The organism is Chitinophaga varians, from assembly GCF_012641275.1.
Taxonomy (GTDB): domain Bacteria; phylum Bacteroidota; class Bacteroidia; order Chitinophagales; family Chitinophagaceae; genus Chitinophaga; species Chitinophaga varians_A.
Map to the genome: position 1 here is coordinate 428,044 of NZ_JABAIA010000001.1, position 17,559 is coordinate 445,602.

Consider the following 17,559-nt stretch of genomic DNA (forward strand, 5'->3'; position numbering starts at 1 on the left):
TCTTTGCTAACTATAAAAAGTATCCACTAGAACTTGTAAGAAACAGTACCTACAAACTGTGTAGGCGGAATCGGGTTGATGCTGTAGTTTTCGTGAACGTAGTAGTTGTACGTGTTGGTAACGTTAGACACTTTACCCATTACAGCAAAACGTTTGAAAGAATAACCTGCGCTGAGGTCCAGCGTGGTGTATCCCGGAACGGAAATCAGGCGGCTCGCTGGTATCGGCTTCTGGCCAACTGTGTTATTCCAGCCTGCATAACGCTGGCCAATGTAATAGAAGCCGGCGCCCAGTTTCAGGCCTTTTACAGCTGACTCCTGAAAAGTATAGAAAACACTGGCATTGGCAGTATGGTTAGGATTACCCACGAGACGCTGACCGGCAATTACAGAACCAGTGGACGTAGGCGTATTTTCAACGGTCATGTTATTATAGCTGTAACCACCAATAACGTCCAGTCCGGGCAGCGGATGACCGGCAATATCCACTTCTACGCCCTGGCTGAGGGTTTCGCCGATGAGGGATTTGATGTTCGTATTGTTATTTGCAGTTATGCCATCTGCCAGGAACGGCGCTGTTTGTGCGTAGTTGTTATTACGAATACGGTACGCAGTCACATTCACAGATAACAGACCTTTAAAGAAATCGTTTTTCACACCTACTTCATACTGGTTAATAATAGAAGGCTTTACAGGTTGTCCGTAAATATCCTGGCCGGTATTTGGCGTGAAGGAAGTAGAATAGCTGGCAAACAACGCAGTAGTGGCGATGGGCTTGTAAACGATCCCAAAGCGTGGAGATACCGCATTATCATATTTACCTTTGGCAGCGCCCAATGTCTTGCCGCCATTCTGGAAATTATAGGACACCGGTATTTCACTCTGGAGATAAGAAACACGTACACCTGCCAATACTTTCAGTTTTTCAGAGATGCTCACCAAGTCCTGAATATAAGCTCCTACCCTGTTAATAGGCACATTATTAACCGTCAGCAAAGTATCGCCGGGACGATCTGTACGCAGGGCGTATTTAGTGGGATCCAATACGTTCATTTTGTCGTAAATGTAGCCGGTTCCTACTTTAGTCGCTGCAAGACCATAACCATAGGTACCTGTAACATAACGATCAGCATCTACACCAGCCAGCACTGTATGCTCTACAGACCCGGTTTTAAATTTACCGGTGAGGTCTACCTGCGCAGCATAGTAGTCTTCGCTGGTAGCGTTCCTACCCAGTGGACGGTCCCAGTCGCCGCTTGCATTTGCCTGAATTCTCTCTATCGCATAATAATCACGGGCATATTTTGAATAAGACACCAGGCCATTGATAGACCAGTTCTCGTTGAATTTATGTTTGATGTTGGCAGAAGCAGTAGACTGCTGTGTGTGCGCATATTGCCATGGTGCGCCGTAAAAAGTATTGCGGGGAGCTTTATTGATGATGGTATCGGCAATAGAGCCCAAACCGAAATCCGGTGTAAAGTCATGCTTCAGGTAATCCCCTTGCACCAGTAATTCCGTACGGTCGCTCAGTTTGAACAGCAGTGACGGGTTTATGTAATATCTTTTGGAATGCACCTGGTCGCGGTAGCTGTCGGCTGTTTCGAAGGTACCATTCACGCGGTAAGCGATTTTGGAAGAGATGGGGCCGTACACGTCGAAAGCAGGTTTCAACAGGCCATAGCTGCCGGCCCTCAGGTTTACTTCGCCACCGAAGTTGAATTTCGGTTGTTTGGTCACCATGTTCATCACAGCGCCGGGGGCTACGTTACCATACAGGATGGCAGCGCTGCCTTTAAGGATTTCCACTCTTTCGAGGGAGCTCATTTCGGGCATGGCGCCGGAGTTGACACGCGTACCGTTTTTAAACATGTTGGTGCTGGAGAAACCATAACCACGGGCATTGAAAGTTTCCTGTGTACCGGCACGCTGAGAAGCCATATAAACGCCGTTCACATTCTTCACCACATCACTGAGGCGTTGCGCCTGCTGGTCTTCCAGTACCTCATGACCAATAATGGCCACGCTCTGTGGCAGGTCCATCACCGGTACCGGCAGTTTGCCGATGGACACCGGCTTGCGGTTGATGGTACGGGTACGGGTACCGTCTACCACTACTTCATTCAGCTGGCTGGAAGTATTCTGCAGGTCCAGGTGGATTTCTACAGACTGGTCAGGTGCTACAGTAACTGTTTTTTGGATGGGTTGGCAACCAGTACAGGATATTACGAGCGTATACACGCCCGGTTTAACGTTTTTAACGGTGAAAGTACCGTCTTCATTGGTAAGGGTGCCTCTCTTCGTGTCTTTCAGTCCTATTGTCACAAAAGCAGCCGGTTCGCCGTCCGCAGTATTGATTTTACCTTTGATAACGCCGTTCTGCGCCATAGCGGCAACGCTCATCAAAACAAAACCAATAGTGAAGTATAATTTTTTCAACGCTCAATAAATTTTGCGCAAAGGAACGCCGTGCCCGGTTCATAGCATCGGCGAATCGGGAAAAGCATTTACGCAAAGCGGAAAAATTTATCCTTCAACAAATATTTGAATTGATTATCAATAAACTATACATAAAACAAATATCAGGAACCAGTTCTTGGTTCCTGATATTTTCCGGATTTGATCATTCCTGATTCGGATACTTTTCCGGATTTGATTACTGCTGATTCCAGATCCCTGATGCGGCAGTAGTACGCACATAATCGCCAAAATCACGGGGCGCCCTTTTAAGGGCACGCTGTACTCCATCTGTCAGGCTTTCATTACGGCCATCGAGCACTTCTGAGAAAAGGTGGGAAATCAGCGAGATAAATTCGTTGGGAAGGCCATATTCCTCCAACATATCGGCATATTCATCCACGCTCACCTGCTGGTATTGTATCTGCTGACCGGTAGCTTTGGCCACTTCGGCCACGGCCTCGGCGAAAGTCAGCAGGCGGGGGCCGGTCAATTCGTACAATTCTCCGGCATGACCATCTTCAGTAAGGGCCGCCACCGCAACATCAGCGATATCATCGGCATCAATAAAGGGCTCACGCACCCCACCGGCCGGAAGGGCCACAAAGCCCGCCTGTAACGGCTCCAACAGGTAGCCTTCGCTGAAGTTCTGGCTGAACCAGGCGCAACGGAGGATCGTCCACTCCATACCGGCATTGATCACGATCTCCTCACAGGCCTGGGCCTCATGTTCGCCGCGGCCGGACAGCAACACGATCTTCTTTACGCCCGCTTCGGCCGCCAGCTGCGTGAAACCACGGATAGCATCTGCTGCGCCCGGCGCTGCCAGGTCAGGAAAATAACTCAGGTATACTGCAGCAACACCTTCCAGTGCGGCGCGCCAGGTAGTGCGATCTTCCCAGTCAAACGACGGGGATGCAGCACGCGAGCCAATCCGGAATGGCCGGTCTTTTTCCTGTAACAGTTGCGCGATTCTTTTGCCGGTTTTACCGGTGCCTCCTAATATTAAAATGGGTGCTTTGTTCATGGTTGCTTTGTTTTTATAAGTCAAAACTAGCACACCGGATTACCGGAAAATAGAACAAAACCGACACGGTAACATTTGGAGGTTTTTTGATTGCTATTTAGCGGCTGCGGCCACTGCTCCTGATGTTTTCCAGCATAGCAGACATCTCCTTCACCATTTCAGGATGTGCGGCGGCAACATTATTTTTTTCACCCAGATCAGTTTTCAGATTGTACAGCTGGGGAACAGTGTCCAATCCGGATTCGATGTTCACGGCATCAAACAGTTTAGGCCCGCGCTGTGGCGCGATGTATTTCCAGTCGCCTTTGACAAGCGCCAGTGTGTTGGCTTGTTCCACATAGCTGCTGCGGCCCTGTTGTGATTTCCCCAGCAGGGTGCCCAGGATGTTCCAGCTGTCAGGCGCATCGCTTTCGGACAGCGGCTGGCGGAGCATGGCCGCAAAAGATGCCAGCAGGTCCGCCTGGCTTACCAGGGCGCCGGAAACACCAGGTTTCACGGTGCCAGGCCAATGAACGATGAAAGGCACGCGCGTACCACCTTCGAGGATGCTGTATTTGCCGCCGCGCATAACGCCGGCAGGCTGGTGGCCGTTCTGTTGGGCAACAGCACCGTCCAGATAACCGTCATCCAGCACCGGGCCGTTATCGCTGCTGAAAATGACGATGGTATTTTTCGCGATGCCCAGATAGTCGAGTGTTTTCATGATCTCTCCTACCGACCAGTCCAGCTGCATGATCACATCGCCGCGGTAGCCCAGTTCACTTTTTCCTTTGAAGCGGGTGCCGGGCATACGTGGCACGTGGATATCGCTGAGCGCGAGATACAGGAAGAAAGGCTGACGGCGGTGTTCTTCTATAAAGTGTTGCGCCTGGTCCACAAAATCACCTGCCAGCGATTCGTCTGTCCAGCGGGCGCGCTGGCCGCCGGTCATCCATCCGATACGGCCGATGCCGTTCACGATGGTCTGATTATGTCCCTGACCGGGCGTAGAGTGCATTTTGAGCAGTTCGGGGTTTTCCTTGCCGGTAGGCTCGCTGCCGATCTTATGCTGGTAGTTGACCTGTATGGTGTCCTTCGGGTCGAGGGCCACCACACGGTGGTTCTCCACGTATACGGTAGGCACCCTGTCGGCCGTAGCGGGGAAAAAGAATGCGTAGTCGAAACCTGTTTCCAGCGGACCGGGTTTGATTTCCCCGTTCCAGTCCGGCTCTCCCTGCGTTCCCAGTCCAAGGTGCCACTTACCGATGCAGGCCGTACGATAGCCGGCCCGCTGGAACACTTTGCCCAGCGTGGTGCGGTCTGTTGGTACAATCAGTGCGGCATTGCCGGGGAGGATGTTCGTTCCCTTTTTACGCCATGCATATTCACCGGTGAGAATGGAATAACGGGAAGGTGTACACGTAGCTGCCGTTGCATGGCCATTGGTAAAGCGTATCCCTTCCGATGCCAGTTGATCGACATGCGGCGTTTTCACCCGGGTGGCGCCGTTGCAGCTGATATCCCCGTATCCCAGGTCATCTGCATAGATGATGATCACATTGGGCTGTTGTCCTTTCTGCTGACCTTTTACCGCCGCATGGGCCATACCCGTGAGGACGACGGTAAACAGTAATTTTTTCAGGTAATGCATGTTATCTCAGATTAGGATTGATGTCTTGTTCACTTTGTAGCTTCATTCATTGTTCCCCGTAAAACTAAGAAGTTGAAGGCAAAGAACAACAGGAAGCAGGCAGAAGTCATCATTTTTTTCCCCCTGGGTAAAAAACAACAGTCCGGGAGCCGCCTAAGCGGACCCGGACCGGCAAAAACTGCTTTCCCTACGGAATATATTCAGGTGCAGTAGTATGCTTTATGAAAATATACCCATCAAACAAATCGGAACAATTCACTTCATCACTGTATGAAATAGATTTCGGCGGGCCATAGCCAATAAGACGCAACGGTCTGGGGGTGGAGTCTGTAGCGGCTTTATGCATATCCATATAAAATGCCGGGATATTGTATTGAAGGAAAAATTCGTCCCAGCTTGGTTTTGTTACTGCCGGCAGCTCATAGGCATGCATGACATTCAACCGGGTATCAAAGCGGTCTTCCAGTCCCCCGTAGCTGCCCTCCGCAGTTCCCATGCCCAATGAATAATACGCGGGCACCATCTTTTTGATCAAGCCTCCGCAGCCACCTACGGTGTTATCGCTAAATGGCGATTTTAGTGCCAGATGGACCGCGTGTGCCCATAGCACCGTTTTACCGTTCTGCGCTATATTGACGGCCATATTGGCCATGCCGCTGTCTCTTTTTTCTTCTCCTCCCAACCAACACCGGCCATTAAAAAGTGCACGCTTACATGTTTCCGTAACCGGCAGCCTGTCAGCTTTGACCATGCTGTCTATCTGGTGCAGGTTTGTATGGATACTGTTCCTGATCAGCGCGAATGTTTTCCGGCTAATTCCTTTCATCTGGTTATTCCACGCGGAATCAAATGCCTGGGCAGCAAAGCATAGCTGTTGCGCCAGTTGTATCATGGACGCATTATTCAGTTGCCGGGCCTCTTCATGGATAATGCCGGCCGTACTGCCGATATAGTTAAAGTCCATACCGGCGATCATCACCTTGTCCGCATGATGTTTATTAAAATTTCTTACCCATTCAAATAAGCCTTCCAGCTCGCGGGTTTGCCAAAGGGCGATCAAATATTTCTTCATTCCCTCGTCTATCGGCTTGTCTGAATTAATCCATTGATCAAAGTAATAACAATCGCCGAAGGCATTCTCAAAACAGATAATGCGAAACCCTTTTTTTTCCACCAGTTGTTTAATAATATTGATCCTCAGTTCATTAAATTCCTTTGTACCATGCGTGCCTTCTCCGAGCCCCACAATTTTTTGATCCCCTATACTGTTAATCAGGGGTTGAAGCTGGCTGGCAGCAATAACGCTGCCCTTTATTTTCAGCGGAATGAGCGCTCTTTTAGCATCGGGCTGTGCAAGCAGCCGCACAGATAAAACCAGGGAGATAAGTAAGATAACGACGCGGTTCATGTTTTTGGATTTTGTATGACACAAAACTACCTGCCGTTGTTTCCCTTGCCAATTCTATTCTTTCTCCCGGCTGCTTTTTAAGACAAAAAAGGAAGGCAGCTGTTTTATCGCAAAATGGGACCGTTTCATCGCAAAAAAAACTACGTACTGATATTTAGAATAGATTTACAGTATGCAAACACATTCAGGATTGAAGACTGGCGGACTTCCACTGATATATGAAATCACGATATGGGTGCTGTATGTCGGCACCTATAAATATGCCTATTATGTCGACAGGGTGGAAATTGCGCATAATGTCAGTATGTTTCCGTATCCCCAGGTAGCGATTTACGCGCTCGCCATGTCCTTGTACTGGCTGTTGTACTACCGGGCAGCGGTGCCGTGGATACTGCGGCATAAAAAGCACTGGCTGCTGCTCATTGCTATTCTGCTTTTTGTATTGGTGCTTTCCATTCCCAACAACTACTTTGTCACCTGGATTTTCATGCAACTGAACGGCCAGGAGGAACTGCACCGGTTTTATGCGTCAGAATTTGCGGTATATGCCCGGCGTATGGCGTATGGCAGAGGATGGTCCATGAATATCCTGGCCCCGGACCTCATCGCCTTTAGCTCCGTGGCCTTCTTACGGTACGCCATTGAAAGCGAGCAAAGAAACTGGCAGATGGAACGTCAGAACTATCAATTAAAAATAGATGCTTTGAGAGCCAAAATAAATCCTCATTTCCTGTTTAACACCCTGAACAGTGTATATGGGATGACGTTATTAGGGAAAAAAGACGCCCCGGATTTTATTCTGCGGATGTCTGACGCCATGCGTTATATCCTGTATGAAAGCAGTGCAGAACGAGTGTTGCTTGAAAAAGAGGTGGCCTTTATTGAAAGTTACTTTGCCATAGAAAACCAACGCCTGGGAAATGTCCGGATACGTTTTGCATCCCAGGGCATAGACAGTAGCACCATGATAGCGCCACTGATACTGCTGCCTTTCATTGAAAACGCCATCAAACACGGAGCGCAGCATTTCCGGGAAAACGCGCAGATAGACAGTAAGATCACCTTACAGGAAAACCGGTTGTATTTCGAAATCGCCAACGATGTGCATGATAATCCTGACATACTGAAAGGCCCCAAGGGCGTGGGAATGGAAAATGTCAGAGCCAGGCTGGAACTGTGTTATCCCGGCAAATACATTTTAAAGATCGACGAAGGGAACAAGCAGTACAAAGTTTATTTATCAATTGATTTGAATCTTTCATGATACACTGTATTATAGTAGATGACGAGCCTATCGCTCATGAAATTCTGGAAGAATATATACTGCGTTGCGGACGCATTACCATCGTGGGCCATGCCCGCAATGCCGTGGAGGCGCTTGCATTGCTGGAGAAATACGCCATAGACCTGATCTTTTTAGACATACAAATGCCGCTGATCAGTGGCCTTACCTTTTTAAAAAACCTGGAACGTCCTCCCGCAGTGATTTTCACCACGGCTTACCAGGAATATGCGATCGATGGTTTTGAACTGAACGCAGTAGATTATCTCTTAAAACCTTTCTCCTATGACCGGTTTTTGAAGGCCATTGATAAAATAAAGACGGAGAAAACGGTTACGCCGGAGCGCAGTTATTTTTTTTCCAATAATAACCGTTCCACTGAAAAGATATACCATGATGATATCCTGTACATCGAAGCTGTGGGAGACTATATGAAGATCCATCTCTCAGACAGGTATTTGCTGCAACGGTCAACATTAAAGGCGCTGGAAGAGGAATTGCCTGCTGATGAATTTATCAGGGTGCATAAATCCTACATTGTTCCGGTAAAGAAGATCATCGCGATTAAAAAAGATACCCTTTATCTTTCCAAGAGCCTGACGATCCCTGTCAGCCAGTCATACAAAGAACAACTAATCCAAAAATTCAGGGTATAACATCTCCTTCCTCCATAAAAAATAACAGCCGGACGTATTGTCCGGCTGTCTAATGTTATGCTTAACTGCTGTTTACTGACGGGGCATCCCGGCCACCCACTGACGTATCAACGCTACGCCCTCTTTGTGGATCACAGTACGCGCCAGTTCCGGCATGGCCGTACCCGGCTCTGTGCTGTTCATCCGGTGTACCAGTATAGAATGCACCGGGTCGCCGGGGATCACGTCGTAGTCCAGTCCTCCGGCGCCGCCGCCGGCAGATACCGGCTGTTTCATGATACCGAGCTGGTCATGGCCGGTTTGCTCGTATTCGAGGAACAGTCCGGTATTAAACGCGTCGCCGCCTTTTGTGTGGCAGTGGGCGCAGTTCACATCGAGGTAGGCCCTGGCGCGCTGGTCAACGGAGTAGTGCGTACTGTCTTTCCAATCTGGCAGCTGCGGCACGTCTTTCAATGCCGGCATCCCCTGCAACATACCGGCAGCGGCCCATTGCTGCAGCTGGTTGGACGCCTGTCCTGCCAGCGTGAAATTGAGATTGCGCGCTTTCGGTCCGATGGGCGTCAGTACGCTGTTGTTGATATGGCAACGTTTACAGTCATTGGTATTGGGCATCTGGTAGGTAGTGGAAATTTTTTCTCCGTTATCGTCCAGCAGGGTGATCGGAATTTTTTTGCCCAGTATCCACTTCACCGCGTCTGTCTGTTGATCGTTCCAGAGATAGTTCATTACTTTCCAGCCCTTGCCAGCCGGATCTTTGAACAGCAGCCGTGTTTCTATCATCACCTTCTTATGTTCCGGACTGGTATACGCGAAGTTTTTGATGATAAAAGTGGAGTCCGGAAAATCCAGTGCGCCATGGGTGGTATATTTCGCCGCTTTGCCTTCCGGCAGCACCACGAAACGGTCTTTTACCGCATAGTCGGTAAACAGTGGCGTTGACAGCTCATAACGCACCACGCCTTTACGGGGAACCAGCGCTTTCAGCTCGCCCGTAAAAAATCCATAATCAGACAGTTTTTCTTTAAACGCAAAACCGGTGTTTCCCTGGCCCGCAGGTTTCTGCTGGCAGCTGTTGAGCCATGCCAGCAGGGAAACAAACATCAATAACAGCAAACAAGGCTTCCTCATCTCGCTAAAAAATTAAATCTACAGTCACCCGATAATCAAATGATCAAATGACCCACTATCAAAATAACATTACTTACATAAGAACGGTGTCACATCAGTATCCGGGCGCCATTCTTTGGTACCCATCTGCAGGGCATGCACATTTACAAACAGGTTTGGCTGTTGCTGGCGGATACAGATGGAATCGGGATTGGCGGCGTTACCTTTTGTCAGCACGTTGCTGGTGATACCGTCGTAGGTAATGAAAGGCAGGCGGGCATTTTTACGGGCAGGGTCTTGTGCGTTCAACTGTTGTTCAAGTCCAACCAGTATTTTACCGGTATGGTGCTCATAGACAGCTGGTGGAAAGCTGTCGCCCACCTGCATTTCATTGTCGTGGATGCGAATGTTCTTAGGTATAGGGTCATAGTGGTCGTTCATTTTAGCGCCCGCATTGGAATCAATAAAAAATCCGGACACCACGGAAATAGCGCTGGAATTATTGTTGATAATGCGGTTATTGTACAGCTCAATATCGGAGGCTGACAGTATCACCACTCCACTGCCGGGAGCGGCGTTTCCCACGCCCCAGGTAGATCCGAAACTGCCTGCTTTGGCGAAATTACGTTCGTTGTTGTCGTGGAAATGGTTGTTATAGGCTTTCACATGGCCGCCGCGCTGAGACAGGTCCGGCAGGTCAAAAATGAGGAAGCCGGCGGTGTTTCCATAGAAGTCGTTGTCATACACCTGTGCGTTGGACGTATTTTCTATTTCACAACCGGCCACATTTTTATAAGCCTTGCATTTGCGCACGATGGCGCTGTCAGTCTGTCCTACGTAGATGCCGGCATCGGAAGCGCCTTGTGCGTAACAGTTTTCTATCAGCACATTTTTGCACATCACGGGATAGATGGCGTAACCGCCGCTGGTGGAGTCAGACACTGACCAGATGGCGTGCAGGTAGGTGATGACCACCTCCCGGCTTTTATTTATTTTGATGAGGTCTCCTTTAGAGTCTTTCAGTGTCATGCCGTGGATAGAGAAGCCGTTCACGTCAGTCACGCGGATGCCTTCACCGCCCTGGCTCTGGGAGGAGAAGTCCAGCACCGTTTTATCGGGGCCGGCGCCTTCTATGCGGATATGTTTCACCTGTGCGATGCTCAGGTTATCGAACTTATAGGTCCCTTCTTTCAGATAGATGCTGCTGCTGTCTTTGAGGGTCAGGAAAGCTTCGGCTATTTTCGTTTCGTCACCGGGGCCGAAAGAGAGTTTTGTTTTGTAGCCGTCCTTGTCTTCCTGCGACGAGTGGCATGCCATCAGCAGGCCTGCCAGGGCGAGGGCCAGGATAGGATATCTGTTGTATCGTTTCATATGATTTCCATTTTTATAAATGATTAAAATACGTTGTATGCAAAGCTGGCATAGTACATAGCGCCGATGGCCGGGCTACCGAAACCGTTGCGGTAATACACATTGGTGATGTTGGTACCGCCCAGCTTAATCCTGCAATGCGCCTGCAACAGCCGGTAGCTGATCTGCGCATCTATCACGGAAGAGGCTGGCACGTTACCGGCAGCGAACCCTATCTGATAAAAATAACCCGGACGGTAACGGAAAGTTGTACTGAAAGCAAAACGTTCCTTGTTACCAAAGCCGGTGTTGCCAAAATCAATATTGAACTTATAATTAGGCGTATTAAAATTGTTGACCTGGCTGTTGTTCCTGTTTTTGAGGAAGTCGGACGAGAAATTGACTTTCCCCATAAAGTTGTGTGTCATGTCCACGGCTACGCTGGCGGCATAACCGTAGGTGTTCACCTTCTCGGCGCCGTTGTAGGCAATGTTATAGGACATGTAAGTGCTGTGGTCCTTGAAGGCGGCCGGATCATCGGTACCGGGCGTATTAGCTACGTTCACATAACCGATAAAATTTTTCCAGGTGGCGTAGTAGCCCAGCACATCTATCAGTATACATTTAGCGATCAGGGAGGAATAACCTAACTCGAACGCATCTACGGACTGTGGCTTGATATCGCTGAGGGCGAACTTTTGTAGGTCAGCCGGATTGTTACTTTGCTGGTATTTGGTGACGCTTTCCAGGGTATAGGCCGGATAGCGGTCGAACTGGTATACGCCGTTGAGCAGCCGGGAAGAGCCACCGGAGGCGAAGCTGTTGTAATCTACCGGCGTGCTTTGCAGCGCCTGGATGTTGGACGGGAAGCTGTAGGCGTTCTGGTAGGAGAAACGGATAAAGCTTTCGCGGTTGACCTCTCCTACTGCCGATGCCCTGGTGGTGATACGCGGCTTTTCAAAGAGGGTGTTTTTATCGTACCGGAAAGCGGCGCTCAGGCTCAGTTTATCTTTCAGCACTTTTTTGGTGGCGTGGACGTAGGCGCTGTATTCCGCCACATCGATAGGACCGTCGTTATCGGGGAACAGGGTGCCTTTGGAGTCGAGGCGGTACAGGCGGTAGTTGAGGCCGGCAATAAGTTCCGCGAATTTCACGAGGTGGGTGAAATTATACTGTGCTTCTACGTTATACAGTTTGCTTTTATCGAGGAACAGCGTGCCTCCTTTGGAAGTGGGCAGGGACGCAATGCTGTCTTTCAGGTGTTGGAACAGGGGGCTGGACGCGTCCGGGCGGCCCTGGTCTGCAAAAGCCCGGGCGATGTTGCTTGCATCGAGGTAACTTTTACCACCGGCCATGGCTTCCAGCAGCGCGCCGGTGTATTGCGGGTACCAGCCGTCGTTGGTGGCCGGGTTGAAGCTGGGTTTCCAGGCTTCATTGATCAGTTGTGCGGTAGGACTGGCGATGATGGTGTTACCGGAGTTTTCGCGGGTGGTATAGCCTCTGAGGAACCAGTGTTCCGCTTTCAGTTCCGCACGGTACTGGCCCAGTTCGAAGTTGGTGAGGGCATAACGGGTATCGTTGCTGTACACTGCATTGCCTTTACCGAAGGTGCCGGAGATGATCGCTTCCAGCCGGGGCCGGATTTTGTACCGTAGTTCCACGTTGGCCTTTAATAATTTGGCGTCGTTGCTCAGGTAGCCGTATTCCGGGTAACCGGTACGGGCCACATAGTTGCTGCCGTTTTGCAGCAGCGGGTTGATGACAGGCCCCAGTTCCGGCGTCTGTTGCAATGCCGCCTGCAGGAACGGGTTGATGTCCACCATGGTTTTACTACCATACATATTCACCCCGTTGTATTTGGGGTCGGTGAGCGGGCCGCCGGGGCCGTTGGTATTGGTCGTATCAGTGGCCATCCATTCTTTGGCCTGGATATACTGCACGTTGATCTTAAACGCGAATTTGTCGCTCACTTTTTTGGCCCAGCGGACGGTCCAGTCATAATAAGGCGATGGCCCAAACGGATCATTAGACTTGCCTTTGCTGACATGGTTCACGCCCTGGGTGATCTGGGCGCTGAGGCCCTGGTATTTGAACGGGTCTTTGCCGGTCATGACGAGGGTGCCGTTGAGGCCGCGGGAGCCATAGAGGGCAGAAGAGGCGCCGGAGAGCACTTCAAGGTTGTCCACGTCCAGTTCTGTGAGGCCGATAGCCGTGCCGAGGGGGAAGTTGAGGCCGGGGGCCTGGTTGTCCATCCCGTCAACGATCTGGGTGAAATTGGTGTTGCCGCTGGTATTAAAACCACGAGTAGTGATAGTAGTGAAGGTAAGGCTGGAAGTGGTGACGTCTACCCCTTTGAGGCCCTGTATCATATTAAAATAACTGGGCTGTGGGGAGTTGATGATTTCTTTGGTGCTGATCCGTTCGATAGTGACGGGGGATTCAATCTTCTTTTGTGTAAAGCGGCTGGCGGAGACCACCACTTCCCGGCCGAGCACGGACACAGGGGTGAGCTCTATTTTCAGTGGGCCGGCACTACTGACGATCACCTCTTTGGTTTCAAATCCAAGGGAGGAAAAAACCAGGGTAACGGGATACTGTTTTTTTACAGAAAAGCGGAAGTTGCCCTGATCATTGGTATAGTCGCCGTTAGGCGCTTCTTTCATGGTCACTGATACGGCGGGGACCACCTCTTTGGTGTCCGCATTGCGCACGTTGCCCGAGACCGTGATCTGGGCCTGCGACAGATGGATAAAACCCATCAGACAAATAATGGTTGATAATAAGACTTTGAACATCAGGGTGGAATTTAGACAGGTTGACAAAGGCGATATTACCAAAAACACCCGTGGCAACGTGCCCACGGCGGCGGGTTTGGGGTGAAATCAGGCACATATGGGGCGAAAATTGGATTTACGAATTTTGGTATTTTGAGATTTTAGTACTGAGCGACTACTGAGGGACGGGCTGTTGGTTACATTGCCATTTCGGTATTTGGTGACTACTGAGGGACGGGCTGTTGGTTACTTTGCCATTTCGGTATTTAGCGACTACTGAGGGACGGGCTGTTGGTTATTTTGCCATTTCGGTCTGTTGATATTGGATAATGGTAGCAGGACGGGTATCGGGTATCATGTCGGTCATCAGCCGAAGGCTGACTGAAACACCGGCAGGTAAGTACCGGACACGGGAACGGGGGTATCTTCCATGCCTTCGATATGTAACAAACACCCTTTTGAATTTTTCTTAAAAAGTACCACTTTAGAGAGATTGACCAGATAGGACCGGTGGGCGCGGGCGAAGCCGTTGGCCGTCAGTTGTAATTCCATTTTTTTGAGGGGCACTCTCACCAGTTCTTTGCTGACAGCAGCACCGTTGCGATAGAACACCTGCACATAATTATCTTCTGCTTTGATCATCAGCAGTTTGGCAGGATGTACTGACAAGACGGTCTTTCCCTGTTCATCTTTGATTTGCAGGCAGCTGTCCGGCACGGGCGCCGGCAGTGGCGCCGGAATGTCCGCTACCGGGGCAGGTAGCACGGGTATTTGTGACACCCTGTTTTCCAGTGATTTCAACTGCTTATATTTCTCCCGGGAGAAAAACCAGAGCAGGGAGATCATATAAGGCAGGGGCATGATGAGCGCAGTATATCGAAGGGTGTTGATAAATTCGCTCCAGGTGAAGAAAAAAGTGTCGGTCAGCAGTACGTCCACCATGGTCACGATAGATGCCACCAGTACGATTTCGCCCAGCAGCCAAAACAGGTAGGTGGCGTTGGTGAGCCTGCGGCGGATTTTCCAGCCTGCCAGCAGAAATTGTGAAACCGTAAGCCCCAGTATGCCGCAACCGGTAAATATGCCGAAGAACACCACCAGGTGCAGATGTTGCCCTTCATACCACATATTGATATTAAAGGGCAGGAAAATATACATGAAGCAAAAACTGAAAACACTGCAGAAAACGATCAGTTCAATCCTGTTCCGAACAGGGTCCAGTAGGCTGAAGCGGGGCTGATCTGCGACCAGCGGGAGTGTTGGCAAGCTTTTCATACCATGGAGTATTTCGATATTTAATTTACGTTTTTTCACGCAAAACGACAAAGCAGCCGTGAAAGTAATACATTCGTTATATGCAGGAAACATTTACCCTCCCCGACTGGTACCGTAACCTTTGTTACGCGGGCGCCGTATTTATGGTATGTATGGGCGTTTTCATTGGTTACATCGAGTTCTCCCAGCACAAAAGAGACAGTCTCATTTTTATGAGCCTTGCATTCTTTTTCCTGGCGTGGTCCATGTATGCCTATCCCAGGTTAAAACTGACGCTCAGCCCGCAGGAAGTGTCATATACAGGCGGGTTCCGGCCACACCATTTTCAATGGACCGATATTACCGACGTAGATCTGAAGCGTGTAGGGCGATACCGGGAAGTGCAGCTGATTATCCGTTACGGAGACCGTAAATTGCGGCTGGACCGTGAGTTTTTCAGGAAAGAGCCATTCCTTGAAATCCTTGACAGGGTAGAGCGTTATGCGCCGCCTGGTGTTTTTACGGCAGGCTATCATCGGATAAAAACAGAGATACTGCTTTAAAAAACGGGCACCTCTCCTGCTTTCAGCTCTTTTCCTTTTTGCTGCACCGCTTTTTTAAATACCTCTTCCGGCAGCGATTGAAAGCCTTTCGGCGCTTTGTGTGCCGGTCCTTCGTATATGCCTACAAAACGTTTGTTGTAAGTACGCCGGCTCACGGGGTCGGTCATACGAAAATATTGCGGGTACCATCCTTTCACCGCGCGTGTATCCTTCACCGGTTGTTGACGGCGGGCCAGCACCTGCTCCAGCGTTATCTTTTCAACGGCAGCAGGTGAAAAGAAGTAGATGCGTTTTCCCTTGAGGGCGTTGCCTGATTTAAACACGCCGGCATGATGCCATTCCGAAGCAAAAGGCGTCAGTTCCGCAGCCGATATTTTCTCTTTAAACTTCTTCGTCAGCAAGCGCGCCACGTCACCCGCCTTCAGCAGACCTTTTTCTTCCGCGTCCTGGTAGTTCTCGGATTTCCCCTGCCGCAGGTATTGGCTCATTTTCATACCGCCAAGGTACGATTTATTTCATCGGGTAAGCAGCCCTGTAGTGGCCTTTGCGCACCCTCCCACCGGATCATGGATACTATGATCAAAATTATCTTATCAAGGAGCTCAAACAGTTCACCGGCGCGGCTCCGGGGCATTTCAGAGAAATCGGGGGATAGTCAGTTTATCGTGATATATTTTTTTTCAGGACTTCTGTACAGCATTGGCATAAATTACCGCAAAGTCATGTGACCATGCAAGTACTGAAGCTGTTAACTTACACCGCCAGGCATTATAAGCTGTTGCCGGAGCGGACTTATACCACTTACGACGAGGCACTTAAAGCCTGTCATTCCGCCGCCTACCATGATAATGATATTATTGACACCGTCGCCAACAAAGGAGCAGGCCTGGAAACAGAGATGACCACCACCACAGTACCCGATGTGAACCCTGGTATTATGGCACTGCTGTCGGCCGTCTACCAGGTGCTGTTGGTTTCTCCCGGTAAGCAGGTCAGCATCATAGATTACGGCGGCGGAGAAGGTAAATACTACTACCATCTCAGAAAAACGCTCCCTTCGTTTGTGCGTTTACTATGGACCATTGTAGAAACACCGGGTATGACAGCCGCCATGAAACCCTTTCAGACAGCCGAGCTTCGTTTTGTCAGCTCCCTGGAAGACGTGCCACCCGCCGATATTGTGTTTACTTCCGGAGCGTATCAGTATACAGCATCCCCCGGTCAGACACTCCTGGCCCTAAAGGCACGAGACGCCGATTTTATGATCTTCAACCGGCAAAGCCTCTCCCTGGAGCCCTTTGATATTATCTCTATCCAGACCTCCAAATTAAGTCACCATGGCCATGGGAAAGTAGGTTCCGGTTTCCGGGAGAAGCTGGTCAGCTATCCCCATACCAGCATCCGCCAGGAACAATTCGAAGCATTGCTGACCGATAAATACGACGTCCTGTATACCTACCAGGAGGCCTCCGGAATGAAGCAGGTGAACAGGTATAAAGTCGCCGGCACCAACTATTTTATGGTAAAAAAGGGAGATGGTATTTTACCGGCCATTGCCGAAAGACAACAGGCCGTCGTGCGCCAGCAACCCCTGTAAACGGCCATCTGCCTGTTTGAGTCAAAAAAAGTTGGATTTTAGGAAAAATCGTGTTTACTTTGTGGCCCCGAGCAAAAACGGGATGTAGCGCAGCCCGGTAGCGCGCTTCGTTCGGGACGAAGAGGCCGCTGGTTCGAATCCAGTCATCCCGACAATAGCTCGCTGAAATCCAGCGAGCTATTTTTTTATAGTAATTCCGTCTGAGGATTCTTTTTCTAGTTTTACCAAGTAAAAAACTGAGTCACATTACTGGGTTTTAACTGAGTAAGTTTAACCATTTTTCCCTTCTTCAACTCTGTCTGAGTGAAAGTAACTAATCACTCCTTTTATTTTACATCCTCTACTGTCATGGTTTCCAGGGAAAGATAAGGTTCAATATTTTAAGTACAAGCCACTCCAAACCAGTTGCATCTCTCATGATGAAAAATCTAAATAAATTTAGTATTATTGTAAAC

Annotated in this window: 13 protein-coding genes and 1 tRNA gene; 5 read left to right on the forward strand and 9 right to left on the reverse strand. The window is 49.7% G+C overall.

Annotated features, from left to right (window positions below):
• Positions 1 to 26: 26 nt before the first annotated feature.
• From HGH92_RS01700 to HGH92_RS01715, 4 genes are all read right to left on the reverse strand, one after another.
• Positions 27 to 2,438 (reverse strand): TonB-dependent receptor, encoded by a 2,412-nt coding sequence (locus tag HGH92_RS01700; protein WP_247654808.1) that lies wholly within the window; start codon positions 2,436 to 2,438, stop codon positions 27 to 29.
• A 217-nt stretch (positions 2,439 to 2,655) separates the two neighbouring features.
• Complete coding sequence (locus HGH92_RS01705) at positions 2,656 to 3,483, reverse strand: NAD(P)H-binding protein (RefSeq protein WP_168869033.1); 828 nt, start codon at positions 3,481 to 3,483, stop codon at positions 2,656 to 2,658.
• Between the two features lie 97 nt (positions 3,484 to 3,580).
• Positions 3,581 to 5,113, reverse strand: coding sequence for a sulfatase family protein (locus tag HGH92_RS01710; RefSeq protein WP_247654809.1), 1,533 nt, complete (start codon positions 5,111 to 5,113; stop codon positions 3,581 to 3,583).
• Positions 5,114 to 5,300: 187 nt separating this feature from the next.
• Positions 5,301 to 6,521 (reverse strand): erythromycin esterase family protein, encoded by a 1,221-nt coding sequence (locus tag HGH92_RS01715; protein ID WP_168869034.1) that lies wholly within the window; start codon positions 6,519 to 6,521, stop codon positions 5,301 to 5,303.
• Positions 6,522 to 6,693: 172 nt separating this feature from the next.
• Here HGH92_RS01715 and HGH92_RS01720 point away from each other — a divergent pair, with 172 nt between their 5' ends.
• Together HGH92_RS01720 and HGH92_RS01725 are read left to right on the forward strand one after the other, a co-directional pair.
• On the forward strand, positions 6,694 to 7,785 hold the full coding sequence (locus tag HGH92_RS01720) for a sensor histidine kinase (RefSeq protein ID WP_168869035.1): 1,092 nt from the start codon (positions 6,694 to 6,696) through the stop codon (positions 7,783 to 7,785).
• Positions 7,782 to 8,459: a LytR/AlgR family response regulator transcription factor gene (locus HGH92_RS01725; protein WP_168869036.1), complete on the forward strand. Its 678-nt coding sequence runs from the start codon at positions 7,782 to 7,784 to the stop codon at positions 8,457 to 8,459. The genes HGH92_RS01720 and HGH92_RS01725 overlap by 4 nt, the downstream gene beginning before the upstream one ends.
• Positions 8,460 to 8,531: 72 nt before the next feature.
• On the opposite strand, the gene HGH92_RS01730 is transcribed toward HGH92_RS01725, so the two are convergent.
• From HGH92_RS01730 to HGH92_RS01745, 4 genes are all read right to left on the reverse strand, one after another.
• A complete protein-coding gene (locus tag HGH92_RS01730) occupies positions 8,532 to 9,587 on the reverse strand; it encodes an SO2930 family diheme c-type cytochrome (RefSeq protein WP_168869037.1) in 1,056 nt (351 codons plus the stop codon).
• 69 nt (positions 9,588 to 9,656) lie between these two features.
• Positions 9,657 to 10,937, reverse strand: coding sequence for a parallel beta-helix domain-containing protein (locus tag HGH92_RS01735; protein WP_168869038.1), 1,281 nt, complete (start codon positions 10,935 to 10,937; stop codon positions 9,657 to 9,659).
• Positions 10,938 to 10,960: 23 nt separating this feature from the next.
• Positions 10,961 to 13,711 carry a TonB-dependent receptor gene (locus HGH92_RS01740; protein WP_168869039.1) on the reverse strand — a complete coding sequence of 917 codons (2,751 nt, stop codon included), beginning with the start codon at positions 13,709 to 13,711 and terminating at the stop codon, positions 10,961 to 10,963.
• Between the two features lie 345 nt (positions 13,712 to 14,056).
• Positions 14,057 to 14,965: a LytR/AlgR family response regulator transcription factor gene (locus HGH92_RS01745; protein WP_168869040.1), complete on the reverse strand. Its 909-nt coding sequence runs from the start codon at positions 14,963 to 14,965 to the stop codon at positions 14,057 to 14,059.
• 80 nt (positions 14,966 to 15,045) lie between these two features.
• On the opposite strand from HGH92_RS01745, the gene HGH92_RS01750 reads away from it, so the two are divergent.
• A complete protein-coding gene (locus tag HGH92_RS01750; protein ID WP_168869041.1) occupies positions 15,046 to 15,507 on the forward strand; it encodes a PH domain-containing protein in 462 nt (153 codons plus the stop codon).
• Here HGH92_RS01750 and HGH92_RS01755 read toward each other — a convergent pair.
• On the reverse strand, positions 15,504 to 16,001 hold the full coding sequence (locus HGH92_RS01755) for a hypothetical protein (RefSeq protein WP_168869042.1): 498 nt from the start codon (positions 15,999 to 16,001) through the stop codon (positions 15,504 to 15,506). The two genes, HGH92_RS01750 and HGH92_RS01755, sit on opposite strands and share 4 nt — an antisense overlap.
• 236 nt (positions 16,002 to 16,237) lie before the next feature.
• On the opposite strand from HGH92_RS01755, the gene HGH92_RS01760 reads away from it, so the two are divergent.
• Both HGH92_RS01760 and HGH92_RS01765 read left to right on the forward strand, forming a co-directional pair.
• Positions 16,238 to 17,104 carry a methyltransferase, TIGR04325 family gene (locus tag HGH92_RS01760; RefSeq protein ID WP_168869043.1) on the forward strand — a complete coding sequence of 289 codons (867 nt, stop codon included), beginning with the start codon at positions 16,238 to 16,240 and terminating at the stop codon, positions 17,102 to 17,104.
• 78 nt (positions 17,105 to 17,182) lie between these two features.
• Positions 17,183 to 17,256: transfer RNA gene (locus tag HGH92_RS01765), tRNA-Pro, on the forward strand.
• The last annotated feature ends 303 nt before the right edge of the window (positions 17,257 to 17,559 follow it).